The following is a 16739-nucleotide window of genomic DNA, read 5'->3' as shown; positions in this document are numbered from 1 at the left end:
TCTCTCGTCTATCAGCTCGGGGCACAGATTCTTGTAGCGGCACGTACTTCCGGTGTCCATGGGCCTGTTCGATACGATCCGTCGCGCCGTCGGTGGTGATGACTCATCGACCGACGGGGATGAGCGGACGGCCGGGGGTGACCCGCCGTCCGACGATGGGCCGGACCTTCTGGATACGTCGACGCTCGATCAGACGACCTTCCGTGAGTACGCCGAGCGTGTCGTCGACGGCGCGGACCCGCTGACGTTCGACCCCGCTGCGCTCGTGCGCCTCGATACGGCAATCGAGGAGAGCTACGGCGGCGAGACCGTCGGTGACGCCGCAGGCGTGACGACCTACACCGCGAACACGGTTCGGTTCGGGAGCTATCTCGGCGAACTCCTCGTGCGGGCGTACGACGGCGAGTGGGTCCAGTCTGACGGCCGGTGGGGCGTTACCGTCGCCGGCCCGGACGACGAGGTGGCCGTCGCGGTGTTCGACGTGGCCGCCCGCTCGTTTGGCGACGAGTCGGTGTTTGCGGCTGTCGTGACCCGTCTGGAATCCGAACTTGCGCTCGATACCGCACGGGCGACTGACGACGACGAGCGAGCGGGTCCGGATGCAGGCGACCCCGCCGCCGACAGTGTCGTCTCCGAACCGACGCGAGTCGTCGGCCGCGTCGACGACGGACAGGCGGACGAACGCGACGTGCCTCCCGAACCGACGGCGACAGGGGAACCAGACGCGGGAGGTGCCACCGACACCACTGCTTCCGATCCGTCTCGAGCAATCGAGACGGAACCGACCCGTGTCGTCCGGCGAGTCGAAGCCGAGTCGGAAGACGACGACCGGTCGGATGACGCCGACCCTACACCCGTCGTCAGTGAGACCGCTGATAAGCCAGAGACCGAGGCTCGCTCGGACGACGACGACGCCGACAGCCCGGTTTCCGATATCGGCGGGGACGCGAACACCGAGAGGACAGATTCAGCGTCAGACGATGCCGGCAGCGAGCCACCAGCCGCTGCAACCGCTGGCGATGAATCGACGGTCGGTTCACGTGACGGGGAGTCGACAACTGAGACCACCGCCGAGCAGTCGGCTGCCGATATCGCCGATGCGCAGCCACCACTCGAAACACCGACAGAGGAACCAACATTCGATGCCTCGGAGAACGGGCCGGATGTCGACACGACCGACGCTGCTGATACGGTCACGGCTGACGAGGTGTCTGCGTACATCGACGAGGCCGAGCCGGCGTCCGACAGTGCTACAGCGCCCCCCTCGGACGAAGCGCCAGCGGCCGAGACACCTCCGGCGGAATCGGCTGTCGACGCGTCCGCGGTGGCGGCAGCTGACACGACCGCTGCCGAAGCGGCAACCGACACAGCCGACGACGGAGCAGCCGAGCGCTCGCTGGACGACGAATCGAGCAGCGAGAACTCACCGGATGCGTCGTCAGACACCGCTCCAGATGTGACGGCGGCTCCCGAAACTGACAGTGGCGAACCACCGACAGATACTGCCGACGAGGAGGGGACCAACGAGACAACTGGGACTCCCGGACCCTCTCTTACCGACGATGTCGAGGCGACCGACACCAGCGAACGCGCGGCGTCACAGGACGTACCAGCTGACGAGACGGCCACCGACGAGAGTGAGCCAGCCGTTCCCAGTGACGGCGACTCGACCGCCAGCACGGTGGCTCGCCCGTGGGAGTCCGGAACAGTCCGCGCGGAACACGCCGATACCGCCGTCGAGTTCGCCGACTTCTGGGGCGAACACGACCTCGATTTCGCGCCGGCCTCCCTTTCGCGCCTCGACGATCTAGTCGACGCGGAGTGGGACGACGAACGCTTCGCCGAGACGACGTTCGAGAGTGATGCATCGTTCGACGACCGCGCGTTCACCAGCGTCGTGCGGGAACTCGGCGGCTACTTCGGCGAGGTGCTCGTCCGGCACCTCGACGGCGACTGGACCGACGAGACGAATCACGAAGCGGCCGTCGTCGTCGGCGGACCGGACGGACAGTTCGCCGTCCCCGTCTTCGAAGTCGCAATGACATCGCTCAGAAAGCAGGCAGTGTTCGGGCGGAGCTACGACGCCCTGCTCGAAGATCTCGGCCGCGACGGGCCGGCGCGGTGAGTGATACGACTCCGGTCAGTCGTCTTCTCGCTGTTGCTAGTCAGATATGGGTATGACCGACGCGCTCCCACATTCGGGACACTCGTCGTGGTCCGTGTAGAGGAGCGTGTCACACTCGATACACCGGTGAGTGGCTTCGTCGTCGGTCGCGTTCCCGACCTCCTGTTTCAGCTCCTCGACTTTTCGGCCGAGATCGTTGAAAAGGCTCATTGCTGTTCGTTCGGCCCCCACGGTCATAAACGTCGGCCGCCGGTCCGGGTTGTGAGCGGATGCTACCGCTCGCAAACGACCCATCCTTTTGTCACTGGCGGCGCAGGGGTCAGACGTGTCGCTGCCACCTGTCACGCCGGGGATGTTGTTCGTGTTCGCGGTCATCGTCGCCGCGCTGGTGCTGTTTGCGACGGAGGCGCTGCCAGTCGATGTGACTGCTATCGCCGTCATGGTCGCGCTGATGCTGGCCGAGCCGGTGACGACGCTCGCGGCTGATGTCGGGCTGCTCGCCGAGCCGGTGTACGTGTTACACCGGGCCGGCGACGGAATATCGCCGCTGGACCGCGGACTCTCGGGCTTTGCCTCGACGGCGACGATAACGGTGCTTGCGATGTTCATTCTCTCTGACGGCGTCCAGCGGACCGGCATCGTCCAGATTCTCGGCGCGAAAATCGCCTCGCTCACCGGGGACAGCGAGACGAGACAGCTCGGTGCGACCGTCGGGCTGGTCGCACCTATCTCCGGGTTCATCAACAACACTGCCGCTGTCGCCATCCTCCTGCCGATGGTCTCCGATATCGCGCACAAGGGCAAGCTCTCGCCGTCGAAACTGCTCCTGCCACTGTCCTACGCCTCGATGTTCGGCGGTATGCTGACGCTCATCGGCACCTCGACGAATATCCTCGCCTCGCAGCTGTCAGCCGAGCTGATCGGCCGCCCGTTCAGTATGTTCGAGTTCACGCAGCTCGGGATCATTGTGACCATCGTCGGGACGATCTACCTGCTTACCATCGGGCGCTACTTGGTTCCGTCGCGCATCCCGGCCGAAGAAGACCTCACTGAGGAGTTCGAGATGGGTGAGTATCTGACCGAGGTTGTCGTCCGCGAGGACTCCCCGCTCATCGGGCAGACTGTCGAGGAGGCGCTCAGGGTCTCGGAGTTCGACGTGGACATCGTCCAGTTGGTCCGGGAGAAACGCACGTTTCTCGAACCGTTCGGCCAGAAGTCCATTCGGGCCGGCGACGTCTTTGCCATCCGGACGGATCGGGACACGCTCGTCGACCTCCTCGACGTCGAGGGGCTGGACGTAATTCCCGATGTCGAGGTCGATGAGGCAGAACTGGAAACCGCAACGGAGCGCAAGAATCTCGTCGAAGTTGTCGTCGCCCCCGGTTCCTCGCTCATCGGCGAGACGCTCGTCTCCACGAACTTCCGCCAGCGCTACGATGCGACCGTGCTGGCGCTTCGCCACGGGCAGGAGCTGTACCGCCAGCGGATGGACCACGTCAAACTCCGCATCGGCGATACGCTGCTGGTGCAGGCCACCCCTGACAGCGTCGACCGACTCAATCGCAACAATGACTTCATTGTCGCCCAAGAGGTCGAACGGCCGGACTTCCGCCGGTCGAAGATTCCCGTCGCGGTCGGCATCGTCGCCGCCGTCGTCGGCGTCGCGGCGCTGACCCCGATTCACATCGTCATCTCGGCGCTCGGCGGCGCGCTCGCGATGGTCCTCACCGGCTGTCTCCGCCCGCCGGAGCTCTACGACGCCATCCAGTGGGATGTCATCTTCCTGCTCGCCGGCGTCATTCCGCTGGGTATCGCTCTGCAGGAGACCGGCGGCGCTGACCTGCTCGCCGAGCTGTTCGTTCTGGGTGCCGGCAGCGTGCTCACTGCCGGCGGCGGTCTCGCCGTCGTCCTCGGACTGATGTACATCGTCACAGCGCTGCTGACGAACATCATCTCGAACAACGCTTCAGTCGTTCTGATGATTCCCGTCGCCATCGAGACCGCCCAGCAACTGAACGCCAACGCCTTCGCCTTCGTCCTCGCCGTCACCTTCGCAGCCTCGACAGCGTTCATGACGCCGGTCGGCTACCAGACGAACCTCCTCGTCTACGGTCCCGGCGGGTACCGGTTTACCGACTATCTGAAGGCGGGTGCGCCGCTACAGGCTGTTTTCGCCGTCGTGACGACGCTCGGCATCGCGTATTTCTGGGGCCTCGCTCCCGCGTGACACGGCCGTCTTGCAACGAAACCCTTTACTCGCTGTCGGATGGATTGGTTGGTACGGGATCGTGGGGTAGCTTGGTAACCTTCGGGCCTTGGGTGCCCGCGCCCCTAGTTCAAATCTGGGCGATCCCATACTCGGATACCGAAAGCGACCTTTTCGTTGCTTCTACCGCTTAATTCTTCAGTGGCATTTCCTGCCAGTCCTTTGCTGTTGTCGCTGCTCACATTCGTCACAACGGCCAGTCCTTCCCAGTATGTCAGCAGCGACTCTCCGAACAACGCTGCGAAAAGAAGCCGTAGCGATGGCACGCCGCGTTAGTCGCCAGTCCCGTCGGGGGCCGAACGCGCAGTGCGCTGCCCGCCGACACCGGCGGTATCGCTGTGGGTGTCTCCCTCGCCACTGGTGTCGAACTGATCGACAGTCGCGGCCAGCGAGTCGGCACGGTCGCGGAGTTCGTCCGCGCTCTGAGCGATTTCAGCGACGGACGCGGACTGCTCTTCGGCGGCCGCCGACACCTGCTCGGCGTCTTCCGTCACGTTCTGGCTGATGTCGGACACTCCGTCGACGCGGTGGACAACGCTCTGTGTCGCGTCGGCTTGGTCCTCGGTGGCATCCGCAATCTCCTGAATCCCATCGTTAGCGTTCTCGATTGCGTCGACGGTATCCTCGATTGCGTCGGCCGCCTCGCGGACAGTCTCAACACCGGTGTCGATGTGGTCGCTGGTCGCACGGATGTCCGTGACAGTCTCGTCGGTCTCCGTCTGTACGGCCGCGATCTCGGCTTCTATCTCCGCCGCCGCCTCTTTCGTCTCCTCCGCGAGGCTCTTGACCTCGTCAGCGACAACGGCAAAGCCCTCGCCGTCCTTGTCGGCACGGGCGGCCTCGATGTTCGCGTTCAGGGCGAGCATATTCGTTTGCTCGGCGATATCCGTGATGAAGTCGACAATCTCGCCGATGTCGTCCATGCGCTCCTGCAGGTCGAGAATCTGGTCGACCGCGTCCGCCGAGCGGGACTCGATTTCGGCCATGTCACCGATGGCCGACTCGGCGGCTTCCCGGCCCGTTTCGCCACGGTCGACGGCTTCTCTGGCTGTCTCTGCGACTGTCGTCGACGACGCCGCGACTTCCTCGATGCTCGCCGATAGCTCGTCCATCTCAGCGGCGGCTTCCTCAAGGTCGTCGTGCTGTCTGATAGCCCCGTCGGCGATCTCCTGTATGCGGTCACTGACGGTCTGGCTCGTCGTCTCGATTTCCTCGGCTCCAGTCGCGACCTCGATTGTGGCATCCGCGACTTCGTCGGCGAACGCTGCGACCTCACTGACGGTGGCTTCGAGGCCGTCGAGCATCGCGTTGAACTCCACTGCGACTTCTCGCATCGCTGTCTCCTCCGCGTCTTCGTCGAGTCGCTTTGTGAGGTCTCCGTCGGCGATCTCTTGCATTACCGCGCTGTACTCGGCGGCGCGCTCTTGGAGGCGCTGGCTGGCTTCCTCCGCCTCGGCCCGTGCGTCCTCTGCTTCTGTGCGAAGCTCTTCGGCTTCCGTCCGCGCCGTCTTCGCTTCTTCGACCGCATCCTCCGCTTCTCGAATACGGTTCTGGAGCGAGATTCGCATCTCGTCGAAGGTTCCGTAGAGGCGGCCGATTTCGTCGGCGCGGTTCGTTGCGAGGTCGACATCGAAGTCGCCGCCCTCGATGCGTTCGGCACGATCTCGCAACTGCTTCAGGGGGTCGACCGTGCGTTTTCCGAGCACGAGGCCGACAGCCGACAACGAAACGAGCGCCAGCAGTACAAGCAGCCCGACCGTCTGCCCGACCGTATCCCGGACACTGAACGCCTGCGCCGTGTCCAGACTCGTAACTGTGACCCAGTTCGTGGTCGGGACGGGCGCGAACGCGTACACGCGACCATCAGAAACCGTGGTCACCGGCGCTGCAGTGCCGTTCGCATCACGGATTGCCGCGAGACTCCCACTGTGGGTGTCGGCATCGAACTCGCGGTCGATGTTCAGTACCGTCTCGTCGTTGGTGTTCAGTATCGTGGTTTCCTTCGTGGAGTTCGCATTGCTGAGCCGGTCGACCTGGCTCTGAATGCGCGTAACGACGACGAGGTGCGAGCCGTCACGCTTCGGGACCGAGCTAGCGAACGCCATCACGGGCTCGTCGTTGAGGACCGGCGAGCGGTACGACCGACTACTCGACCACACCTGTGTGTTGTTCCCGGGTCCCTCTGGCACTTCGGCGCTCGTCCACGGCGCGTCAAGTTCGGACAGCGACCGCCCCTCTAGCGGGAGTTCCGTGCTGGCGACCACTTCGCCACGAGTGTCGTTTACGAGATGCATACTGACAACATCGTCAGGCAGTAGCTGGTCCTGCAGGAGGATGTACGCTGCAGCCCGCCGGTCGCTACGGAGTGGTTCACCCTGCGAAATGGAGCGTGTGTGCGTGCGTTGCTGCTCGACCCACGACCCGATAGAGTCCCCTTCCAGTTGGCTTGTTTCGGCTAGCTGCCCGGTCGTCTGGCGTTCGACCGCTGTCGACGTCGCTTGGAACGTGAACGCGCCGGCGCCAGCGATGACGAGCAACACGGCAAGGAACGCAACAGCAAACTTCGCAGCGAACCGCTGCCGTATGAACTCCGGGGCGACCCGATCAAGCGCGCTCGCCAGTCCGTCGAGTGGGCCACCCGCCATCAGGCCCCACCCGTGTTGGAGCGCTCAGTGGGGACGACGATGTCGCCAGCGGCGATCTGTTCCCGCGATGTCGACAGCGCCTCCCTGACGTCGTCGGGAATTGCCGGTTCGAGGGAGGTACCGTAGACGACGCCGACGCCGTCACTATCGAGCCCGAGGGAGACGACCTCACCAACGGGGAGGTTGTCTGCGACTGTCGCCGTCGCAGCGTCGTAGACAGCGACGTTCACTCGCTTGACCATGCTCGCGAGCACGACGTCCGCGTACCGAGGGTTGCTGCGGGATTGGTCTGAGTCGACCCCGATTGCGTACCGGCCATGGGCCTGTGCGGCCTGAAAGATGCCAACACCTGCGCCACCTGCTGCGTGGTAGACGATGTCCGCGCCATCGTCGTACATCCCGGCTGCGATGTCGCGGGCACCCTGCACGTCGTCGAAGTTCCCGAGGTACTCCGTGAGGACATCGACGTCCGCGTTGGCGTGCTCGACGCCGGCTCTGAAGCCGGCCTCGAACTTGTGGATGAGGGGCTGGTCGAGGCCGCCGACGAACCCGACGGTCGTCTCCTCCGGGTTCGTCGCACCCGCACCGAGGTCGACATCTCTGGTCGTGAGTAGTCCAGCGAGGTTCCCGGCCTGAAATGACCCCTCGTGTTCGCGGAACACGTAACTCGCCACGTTGTCGGCCTCCACGACGGAGTCGACGATCATGAACTGCTGGTCTGTGTACTCCGCTGCGGTCTCAGACAGTCCCTCCGCTTGCAGGAACCCGATACAACAGATCAGGTCGTATGACGGGTTCGCCGAACTCGCCAGCTCGGCCTGTACCTCGGCGAACCCGGCGACACTGCCCGGCTCGTGGTTCGTGTACTCGACCTCGTTATCGAGCCGCGCGCGCTGAATGCCGCGGTTCGCCGCATCGTTGAATGAGCGGTCATCGAGCCCGCCCAGCGCGTACACCATGCCGACAGTCGCCGCCGCATCGCTCTCGTCGATGCCGCTGGCGGTCGCTTGCTGGCTGTCGCTGGTGTCTTCTGCCTCTTCGCTCCCCCCGAAATTCTCGAAGCGGCTGCCACAGCCAGCGAGTGCTGTGGTCGCGGCCGCGCTGCCGCCCGCGAGGAGCCGACGCCTTGTGATTTTTTGATCGTACACGGGTATTCTACTCTGGGTGAATCAGTTATATCAGCAAAAACTACTGGTCCCAATTCTCGACGTTGATACTGATACCACTTCCGTGATGATACCGCTGTGAAGATAGCATACAGGCTCGCTCGCGAGGCACCCATATTCCAGCACAAATCAGCTGTGAAACTGGGAGAGTGGCTGCCTGTAGCTCGCAAAGCTGTAATTGAGCGATTGCGGGTCCGCTCTGTCACTGTCAGCTTCCCCCCAGCGCTACGTAGCCAGTTCTCTCCGTATCGGTCTGTCTCAGTATTGGCCGTGCATCCGCTGGGATTTCAGTGCCACCCCGGTTTGCGAACCTTCTTAGGCCAGTGGGCATAACCACTGTCCACTCAGATGGCGACCGCCGAGAACACCGAACTCATCGACCGTTTCGAGGAGTTCTACCGCAACTACTATCGCAACGAGATCGGTGAGCTCGCCCAGAAATATCCCAACGACCAGAAATCGCTGTACATCGACTGGGATGATCTCTATCGTTTCGACCCGGATCTGGCCGACGACTACCGGACCAAGCCCGAACAGATACAGGAGTACGCCGAGGAGGCCCTTCGACTGTATGACCTCCCGGTCGACGTCTCGCTCGGGCAGGCTCACGTCCGCGTCCGAAACCTCCCTGACTCGGAGGATATCCGCGACCTGCGCCACGAACACCACGGGAACCTCGTCGCTGTCAGAGGCATTATTCGGAAAGCGACTGACGTACGCCCGAAGGTTATCGAGGCTGCCTTCGAGTGTCAGCGCTGTGGGACACTCACGCGCATCCCCCAGACTGCCGGCGATTTTCAGGAACCCCACGACTGTCAGGGCTGTGAACGGCAGGGCCCCTTCCGGCTCAACACCGACCAGTCCCAGTTCATCGACGCCCAGAAGCTCCGCGTGCAGGAATCTCCCGAGGGACTGCGCGGCGGGGAGACGCCCCAGTCAATCGATATCAACATCGAGGACGACATCACGGGCCACGTCACTGCCGGCGACCACGTCCGCGTGACCGGTATCCTCAAACTCGACCAGCGGGGCAACGACAACGAGAAGTCCCCGATGTTCGACATCTACATGGAGGGCGTCAGCGTCGAAATCGAGGATGAGCAGTTCGAGGACATGGAGATCACCGACGCCGACAAGAAAGAAATCGTCGAGCTCTCGAACGAGTCCGACATCTACGACAAGATGGTCGGGGCCATCGCGCCCTCTATCTACGGCTACGAGAAGGAGAAGCTCGCGATGATGCTCCAGCTCTTCTCGGGGGTGACCAAAGAGCTTCCTGACGGATCTCGAATACGTGGCGACCTCCATATGCTGCTGATAGGGGACCCTGGGACCGGGAAGTGCGTTCACGGCGACACTCGCGTAACGCTCGCGGACGGTCGTGACGTGCCAATCCGTGACCTCGTCGAGTCGCACCTCGACGACCCGAAACCGGTAGATGACGGCGTCTGGGACAGCGTCGATTTCGAGGTCCCGTCGCTATCGAACGACGGGACAATAGCGACCCAGCAGGCGACGAAGGTCTGGAAGCGCGAGGCCCCTGACGTCCTGTACCGGATTCGGACTGCGACGGGCCATGAACTCGAAGTCACACCGTCTCACCCGTTGTTCGTCCAGTCCGATGGCCGGTTCCACGCGAAGCGAGCCGAAAATCTCGACGAAGGGACGTTCATCGGGGTCCCGCGCTCGATCCCTACTGCGGGGACTGACGAACTGGATGTGGCATTCCGAACGTCACAGGCACACAATCGGATTGATCTCCAACTGCCATCGGCGTGGACGACAGACTTCGCCCGTCTTATCGGATACATCGTCGCCGAGGGGTACGTCGAGCAGCGAGCGGACAACACTGGCTTCGTTTCAATCACGAACAACGACGACGAGGTTCTTGATGACGCAACGACGATTCTGGAGTCGCTCAATCTAAACGTCACGATACGTGATCCGCATGACGGGAAAGACGCCCGCGAGCTGATGTGCTCCGCTGGCGAATTTGTAAGTTTCCTGGATTCTCTCGAGGAATCACTGTTGTCTTCCTCGGAGAACCAACGCGTTCCACGGGAGTTGATGGGCGCAAGCGACGACGTTACGGCCGCTTTCCTCAAGGGTTACATCGAGGGCGAGGGACACGTTTCTGCGTCACAACGCGAGATTACGGCGGCTTCGATGAGCAAGCAGTTACTTGCGGATGTTCGAACGATGCTGCTCTCGCTCGGTATTTCGTCACAGGTTCAGTCACGACAAAACGGAAGCTACCGATTGCGAATTTCCGGGCAGGCGTTCAGCACATACGTTGACCGTATCGGGTTCGTCACAGAACGAAAGACAAAGGCTTGTGCTAAGTTCGACGGGACAGACGGGAATCCGAATCTCGATGTTGTTCCGAACGTCGGCCATGAGCTTCGCCGCATCCGCGAGTCACTCGAACTCACACAGTCAGATTGTGGACTTCCGCGTTCGACGTACCAGCATTACGAACGTGGAAGCCGCAATCCGACCCGTAACAGTCTCGAAACCGTCATTGATGCATTCGAAGCTCACCTTTCGGAATTGAGCGAATCGGCGTCCGACACCGCAGGTGCGATCACAGATGGTGGGAGCCTCGACAGTATTCGAGCAGATATCGACGCGCTACGCTCGCTTGCCGACGGCAACATCGCCTGGGACGAAATCGAACGTATCGAGACTGTCGAGCCGGATGAGGAGTGGGTTTACGACCTCGAAATAGAAGACACCCACAATTACCTCACTAACGGAGTTGTCTCGCACAACTCTCAGATGTTATCATATATCGAGAATATCGCACCACGCTCTGTCTACACCTCCGGGAAGGGGTCTTCGAGCGCAGGGCTTACCGCCGCGGCCGTTCGCGACGACTTCGGCGACGGCCAGCAGTGGACGCTTGAAGCTGGTGCGCTCGTGCTCGCAGATCAGGGCATCGCTGCCATCGACGAACTCGATAAGATGTCTCCGGAAGACCGGTCAGCGATGCACGAAGCGCTGGAACAGCAGCGTATCAGCGTCTCCAAGGCCGGAATTAATGCGACGCTTAAATCCCGCTGCTCGCTGCTTGGTGCGGCAAACCCGAAGTACGGTCGTTTCGACCAGTACGAGCCCATCGGTGAGCAGATCGACCTCGAACCGGCGCTTATCTCCCGGTTCGACCTCATCTTTACGGTCACCGACAAGCCGGACGAGGAGAAAGACCGGAACCTCGCCGAGCACATCATCCAGACCAACTACGCCGGCGAACTCCACACTCATCGGACGGAAAACCCCACTTCGAACTTCAGTGAGGAGGAGGTCGGTACCGTCACCGAGGAGGTCGCACCGACCATCGAGCCGGACCTCCTCCGGAAGTACGTCGCCTACGCCAAACGCAACTGCTTCCCGACGATGACCGAGGAGGCGAAAACGCGCATCGAGGACTTCTACGTCGACCTGCGGCTCAAAGGGCAGGACGAGGACGCGCCGGTGCCGGTTACCGCTCGAAAGTTGGAGGCGCTGGTCCGGCTTGCCGAGGCGTCCGCTCGGATTCGGCTGTCGGACACCGTCGACGAGGCCGACGCCGACCGGGCGGTCGACATCGCCCACTACTGTCTGAAGGAAATCGGTGTCGACCCCGAGACCGGCGAGTTCGACGCCGACGTGGTCGAGACGGGACAGTCGAAGACCCAGCGTGACCGCATCCAGAACATCAAGGGCATCATCTCGGACATCGAGGACGAGTACGACGAGGGCGCACCAGCCGACGTGGTCATCGAACGCGCCGAGGAAGTCGGCATCGACGAGTCCAAAGCCGAACACGAGATCGACAAGCTGAAACAGAAAGGTGAGGTGTACGAACCTCGGACGGACCACCTCCGAACGACCTGATATGGACCGCATCTCCGCACTCCGCAACATCGAGGAGGCGCTGGCCGAGTTCGAGGCCGGGTCGCGGTCGCTCAGTGATCTCGAACGGGATGTCCGCGGAACGCTCCGGACCTACGCGACTGAGTTCGAGGGCGACCTGCAGGCGTATCGAGCCAGCGGTGGGGCCGCTGTGGACGGACTCGTCGTCCTCGCGCCGTCCGAGACAGCGGCCCGCGAACGGGTGCGAGACCTCGTCTCGGACGCCGGCGAATTCACTGTTACAGCTGTCGAGTAGCGATTTTTCGAGCAGTGTGGTTACTGTCGGTATATTCCACAGACTGTGTGCAGTGCTGACTCCTGAGTCCGACTGCCCTCTATCTTTCCGGCAGGGAGCCCTATATATTCAGATTAAATCTAATTCAATTCAGTAAAATTTTATAGTAATAATGGCAATGTCTACTCAGTGCTACTCGTCGTCACGTACTCCCGGGCGGCACGCAGAGATCTGCGGAACGTCTGTCGTGCCCACGAAGACTGTGTCGTTCGACAGTTCGGGAGAGCAGCGCTGTTCTCCGGAACCGAGTTCGGGGCCTTTCAGGCGCTCCGGCTTCACGAGAAACACGACCTTGACGTTCAGATCGAGCACGTCGAGCCGTTCGAGCCGACTGATGCCCCGAAGCACGTCCGTGAGGCGGCCAAACGGTATGAGGCGCGCGAGGAACCGGCGACGCCCTACGAGCGGTTCGCGTCGGGGCGTGATCTCCCGGACCCGGACCAGCTCCGAGGCGTTGACCTGTGAAGCTCCGCGTCGCTGGAACCACGTACACTGGCGCTGTCGTCGATCTCCGAGCCCGAGACCTCGACGGGAGGACGATTGCCGCAAGCATCCGCGGGCAGCGGTGCTTTCCAGTCGTTTCCTGCCCGGAACCGCCGTCCGTGTACGCTTACGCCGGCCACGTCCATCCGTCTATGGGACTGCGAACGCGGACTGCACTCGCGGCCGCTGCTCGGTCACGGGGATACGAGACGCCACAGGACGACGCTATCGCTGAGTACCGTGCCCGACTGGCCGAGCTTGAGTGCTCGCCGCCGGAGCTGCCGACTCCTGTCGACCCGGTTCCGGAGTCGACCATCGACGGCCTGCAGGAAGCGGTCGCTACCCATCGCGGCCGTCTCACCGCTCGCGAGGCCATCGGTGCGGACAACGGAGCGGCACAGGACGACCTCCGGGAGGCGGCGACAGAACTGAGCGAACGGGAGACGCGACGAGCCGCCGCCAGAGAGACTCGCGAACTCCGCCGAGAGCAGGCACGCGCCTACCGGGATTCGCTGGAGGAGCAGCGGCAGCTTGCCGACGAACTGGCTAATCTCCGGCGGAGCGCTCGGGCGACTCTCGTCGACCGGTGTGCCGATACGTTCGCTCGGGCCATCGAAGCCGTTCCGGGGCCAGTTCCCGATGACCCGTTTGAGGCCGACCCCGTGACAGCCGCCTTGGCTGTGCTCCGGTTCGCCCGGACGCCCGCACCGGTCGTCCTCGAAACGGATCGGCTCGGGACGCCAACAGCTGCGTCAGACTGTCTCGACGCCCCTGTCGTCCGTTGCTGAGGTTTAAATCCGAAGGTCCGGCCACCGTTCCTATGGTTACCTTCGACTGTCGCGCCGAGCGAGTCGACGGCGTGACGCTCGTCACGGCGACCGTCGGCGACATTGCCGAACCGACTCGAATTACTGTTCGGAACTGTCTCGATGGCCCCCTCTGGCCGCCGAGAAAGCAGGGTGTCCCCGAGGCCGGCTGGTCCGAGGACAGGTTCGAAGGGATCGTTGAGTCGGGAACGAGCGCGCTCGGTTACGCGACGCCGGCCCCACCGTCTGACCACCCGGCGGAGCTGGTGAGTGCCGAGCCGGTGCCTGATCATACTACAGCGGACGAGCGACTCGACTCCGCAGATGCTGTTCTCAGAGAACTGGGTGACCCGTCGCCGCCTGTTGATGCCGTGCCAACAGCTGAGTCGGTGCAAGCAGCCGAAACTGCGAACGCTGGGCCGCCGGACCTCTCGCCCGAACAAGTCATCGAACCGCGGCCAGCGATGGGCCAACCACTAGTCGAATCGAAGGCTGCGTCCGGCCAGCGGCCGGACCAGCAACTCCCGGATGCAGTCTCCCAGTGGCTGGCAACCGTCGCTCGGCGGGCCGACCGTGCCGAACGGCTGGCTCAGGCGGACTCGCTGTCGGCGGCGACGGCTGCGGTTCGCGCGGCGGAGGGCCTGTCCGGCGTCCGGACGGTCGCGGCACGCGGCGATACTGACGAGCAGATGCTCCGGGCGCTGGCCCAGCGGGCCGAACGGCTCGCTGACCGACGGGCGGCCGCCACGGTGCCGACTGAGGCGCTGTCGCGTCTGGCATGATCTTGGCAGTCACCGGCGGCAAGGGCGGGGTCGGCAAGTCCACTATCGCGTACAACCTCGCGGCGGAACTCGACGCGCTCGAACGGCCTGACAGCAGGGACTCGCTCTCGAACGTGAACGCGGGGAGCGTCGTCGTCGACGGCGACCTTGGGATGGCAGACCTTCCGTCGAGTCGCGGTCCCGACCTGCACGACGTTCTGGCCGACCGCGCCGACCCGCATGAGGCTGTCCGCGAGGACGGCCCTGTGTCACTCGTTCCGTGCGGGCGGACGCTGGCTGGTGCTCGAAGCGCCGACTTGCAGGGACTCACGGATGTATTCGCCGCGCTGGAGCGGACCTACCGCTGGGTCGTCGTGGACTCGCCAGCCGGTTTACACGCCGACGTGGGTCTCCCCCTCGCAGCCGCTGACGCTACAATACTCGTCACGACGCCGGAGGGTGCGGCCCTCGCTGACGCGCTCCGAGTCCGTGCGCTGGCCCGCGAACTCGACGCCGGACTCTGTCGGGTCGTTCTCAACCGCGCCGATCCGAATCCCGCGACCGGGGCCGTCGCGGACCGGTTCGGTGCGCCAGCCGTCGCTGTCCCGGAGAGCGAGCCGCTGGCGACAGCACAGACCCATGGACAGCCGCTTCGAGAAACAGCGCCGGAAACACCAGCCCATCACTCGCTTGCAGCGCTCGCCGAGGCCGTTTACTCCTGTAGCTCGGTGTAGGTCCCACGCAGCGTGACCGGCGTCACGTCCGCCGTCTCTGCTGCCTCGGCCTGCGTGAGCGCCACGTCCTGCTCTTGGGCCGCGGTGTAGAGGCACGCTGCCGCGACGCCGGCCGGATTGCGCCCGCTGACAAGGCCGCGGTCCTGTGCCTCGTCGACGAGCTGTTCCGCATGCTGCCGGACTGCCGTCGGCAGGTCAAGCGTCGTTGCGAACCGAGGGACGTACTCGCGTGGGTCAATCGGTCCGGTCGGCAGCCCGAGTTCCCTGTTAAGCGCATCGTACGCTGCGCGAAGCTCCGTCTGAGTCGCTTTGGCGACGGTACAGAGTTCGTCGACGGTCCGGGCAACGCCTTCGGTCCGGCAGGTGGCATAGATGGCCGCGGCCGCGAACCCTTCCAGTGTTCGGCCCTGCAGCAGGTCCTCGTTCTGTGCGGATTCGAACAGGACGCACGCCCGGTCACGGATGGCGTCCGAGAGGGCCATCGAACTGATGATCCGCCGGATCTCGGTGAAAGCGTACACCTTGTTTCGCTCGCGTTTCGAGCTGATCTGGGCGCGGTTGTGCTCGCGGCGGAGTCGGGCAAACTGACGGCGCTTGCGCCCTTTCAGCCGTGTCGACCGGCCGATCTTCGTCGAAAGACCGCGGTCATGGCGCGACCGCGTCAGCGGTGCCCCCGTCCGTGCCCGGTCAGTGTCATCATCATCGAACGACCGCCACTCCGGGCCGGGATCGATGGCGTCCTCGCCGACGACCAGCCCGCAGCTGCCACAGACCGACTCGACGCCCTGCTGTTTGACTGACCCGTTACACTCTGGACATTGCGTTACCGTCGTGCTCATGTTTCCACCTACGGCTGGGTGGAGGGTTAAAAAACCGATGCAGCGGCGGGTTTTCGGGCGTTTTTCGACCAAACTGCCTACCGGTAACCGGTAGGTAGCTATTCGGATATGCCCAGTGCCTATCGGGATACCGACAGCATTAAATTCCGGCACAAAGAAAGAAATTTCAATGACGCTGTCGGATATTGCCGCCGGTGTCGAGGTCACGACCCACCAGCGTGACCGCGGCGTCGCTGCTGTCGACGAGACGGATGCGCCCCTCCCGGAGCGACTGGCTCCGGTTGCCGACGACCTCCCGTGCTCGGCGGCGACAGCGGCGACTGTCGTCGAGGCCTACGCAGCCGGCAAGAGCGTCGGCGATGCGGGCCACGCTGCTGGCATTGCGCCCGTGATGGCCGCCAAGACGCTTCATCTGGTCGGCGAGCAGGTGTCACCGGTCGGCCCACAGGGCCGTGAGATAATTGCTGATTGGCTCGCCGGGGACCTCTCCCGCAGCGACGCCATCGCACTCGCTGGCGTGACTGAACAGGAGTTTGCTCTGGCAACCTACATCGAGACCCACGACCCGCTGCCGGCGGCCCGCGATGCGGTCGAGGGAGCACTCACAACTGCGGAACGGGACCCGTTAGGGGAAACGATGAGCGATGTCGGCGAACTGCTGTGAGTGTACGTGAACCGCTTTCTGGGCGAGATCTGGAGTGAGCGACATCGACGAACTGCTGTGA

13 protein-coding genes and 1 tRNA gene are annotated in these 16739 nt (G+C 63.5%); 10 read left to right on the top strand and 4 right to left on the bottom strand.

Translation table 11 applies throughout. The annotated features are described in order from the left end of the window. The first annotated feature begins 58 nt into the window (after positions 1–58). Positions 59–2125, top strand: a complete 2067-nt coding sequence (locus Har1129_RS14550) for a hypothetical protein (protein ID WP_151101310.1) — start codon at positions 59–61, stop codon at positions 2123–2125. Between the two features lie 36 nt (positions 2126–2161). On the opposite strand, the gene Har1129_RS20685 is transcribed toward Har1129_RS14550, so the two are convergent. Then, the gene (locus Har1129_RS20685; RefSeq protein WP_191906178.1) at positions 2162–2335 is read right to left on the bottom strand and encodes a hypothetical protein; all 174 of its coding nucleotides are present in this window, start codon (positions 2333–2335) and stop codon (positions 2162–2164) included. A 142-nt stretch (positions 2336–2477) separates the two neighbouring features. On the opposite strand from Har1129_RS20685, the gene Har1129_RS14545 reads away from it, so the two are divergent. Then, positions 2478–4352 carry an SLC13 family permease gene (locus Har1129_RS14545; RefSeq protein WP_151102162.1) on the top strand — a complete coding sequence of 625 codons (1875 nt, stop codon included), beginning with the start codon at positions 2478–2480 and terminating at the stop codon, positions 4350–4352. 55 nt (positions 4353–4407) lie between these two features. Further along, positions 4408–4480 (top strand) — tRNA-Pro (locus tag Har1129_RS14540). 183 nt (positions 4481–4663) lie between these two features. Here the strand turns inward: Har1129_RS14540 and Har1129_RS14535 are convergent. Both Har1129_RS14535 and Har1129_RS14530 read right to left on the bottom strand, forming a co-directional pair. Next, the gene (locus Har1129_RS14535) at positions 4664–7036 is read right to left on the bottom strand and encodes a methyl-accepting chemotaxis protein (RefSeq protein WP_151101309.1); all 2373 of its coding nucleotides are present in this window, start codon (positions 7034–7036) and stop codon (positions 4664–4666) included. Continuing rightward, positions 7036–8184: a BMP family protein gene (locus tag Har1129_RS14530; protein ID WP_151101308.1), complete on the bottom strand. Its 1149-nt coding sequence runs from the start codon at positions 8182–8184 to the stop codon at positions 7036–7038. The genes Har1129_RS14535 and Har1129_RS14530 overlap by 1 nt, the downstream gene beginning before the upstream one ends. 366 nt (positions 8185–8550) lie before the next feature. Between Har1129_RS14530 and Har1129_RS14525 the strand changes: the two genes are divergently transcribed. From Har1129_RS14525 to Har1129_RS14500, 6 genes are all read left to right on the top strand, one after another. Beyond that, entirely contained in the window at positions 8551–12078 is a 3528-nt protein-coding gene (locus Har1129_RS14525; RefSeq protein ID WP_151101307.1) for an LAGLIDADG family homing endonuclease, read from the top strand. 1 nt (position 12079) lies between these two features. After that, positions 12080–12352 carry a hypothetical protein gene (locus Har1129_RS14520; protein WP_151101306.1) on the top strand — a complete coding sequence of 91 codons (273 nt, stop codon included), beginning with the start codon at positions 12080–12082 and terminating at the stop codon, positions 12350–12352. 168 nt (positions 12353–12520) lie between these two features. Further along, on the top strand, positions 12521–12856 hold the full coding sequence (locus tag Har1129_RS14515) for a hypothetical protein (protein ID WP_151101305.1): 336 nt from the start codon (positions 12521–12523) through the stop codon (positions 12854–12856). After that, positions 12853–13662, top strand: coding sequence for a hypothetical protein (locus tag Har1129_RS14510; RefSeq protein ID WP_151101304.1), 810 nt, complete (start codon positions 12853–12855; stop codon positions 13660–13662). Before Har1129_RS14515 ends, Har1129_RS14510 begins: the two co-directional genes overlap by 4 nt. Positions 13663–13694: 32 nt before the next feature. Further along, complete coding sequence (locus tag Har1129_RS14505; protein ID WP_151101303.1) at positions 13695–14462, top strand: hypothetical protein; 768 nt, start codon at positions 13695–13697, stop codon at positions 14460–14462. Further along, on the top strand, positions 14459–15175 hold the full coding sequence (locus tag Har1129_RS14500) for a MinD/ParA family protein (RefSeq protein ID WP_151101302.1): 717 nt from the start codon (positions 14459–14461) through the stop codon (positions 15173–15175). The genes Har1129_RS14505 and Har1129_RS14500 overlap by 4 nt, the downstream gene beginning before the upstream one ends. Here the strand turns inward: Har1129_RS14500 and Har1129_RS14495 are convergent. Further along, on the bottom strand, positions 15154–16014 hold the full coding sequence (locus Har1129_RS14495) for a transcription initiation factor IIB family protein (protein ID WP_151101301.1): 861 nt from the start codon (positions 16012–16014) through the stop codon (positions 15154–15156). The genes Har1129_RS14500 and Har1129_RS14495 overlap by 22 nt on opposite strands. A 169-nt stretch (positions 16015–16183) precedes the next feature. Here Har1129_RS14495 and Har1129_RS14490 point away from each other — a divergent pair, with 169 nt between their 5' ends. Next, positions 16184–16678 carry a hypothetical protein gene (locus tag Har1129_RS14490; protein ID WP_151101300.1) on the top strand — a complete coding sequence of 165 codons (495 nt, stop codon included), beginning with the start codon at positions 16184–16186 and terminating at the stop codon, positions 16676–16678. Positions 16679–16739: the final 61 nt, after the last annotated feature.

Origin of the sequence: Haloarcula sp. CBA1129 (assembly GCF_008729015.1) — an archaeon.
Lineage (GTDB): Archaea > Halobacteriota > Halobacteria > Halobacteriales > Haloarculaceae > Haloarcula.
This window is presented reverse-complemented; position numbering and strand designations above follow the sequence as displayed.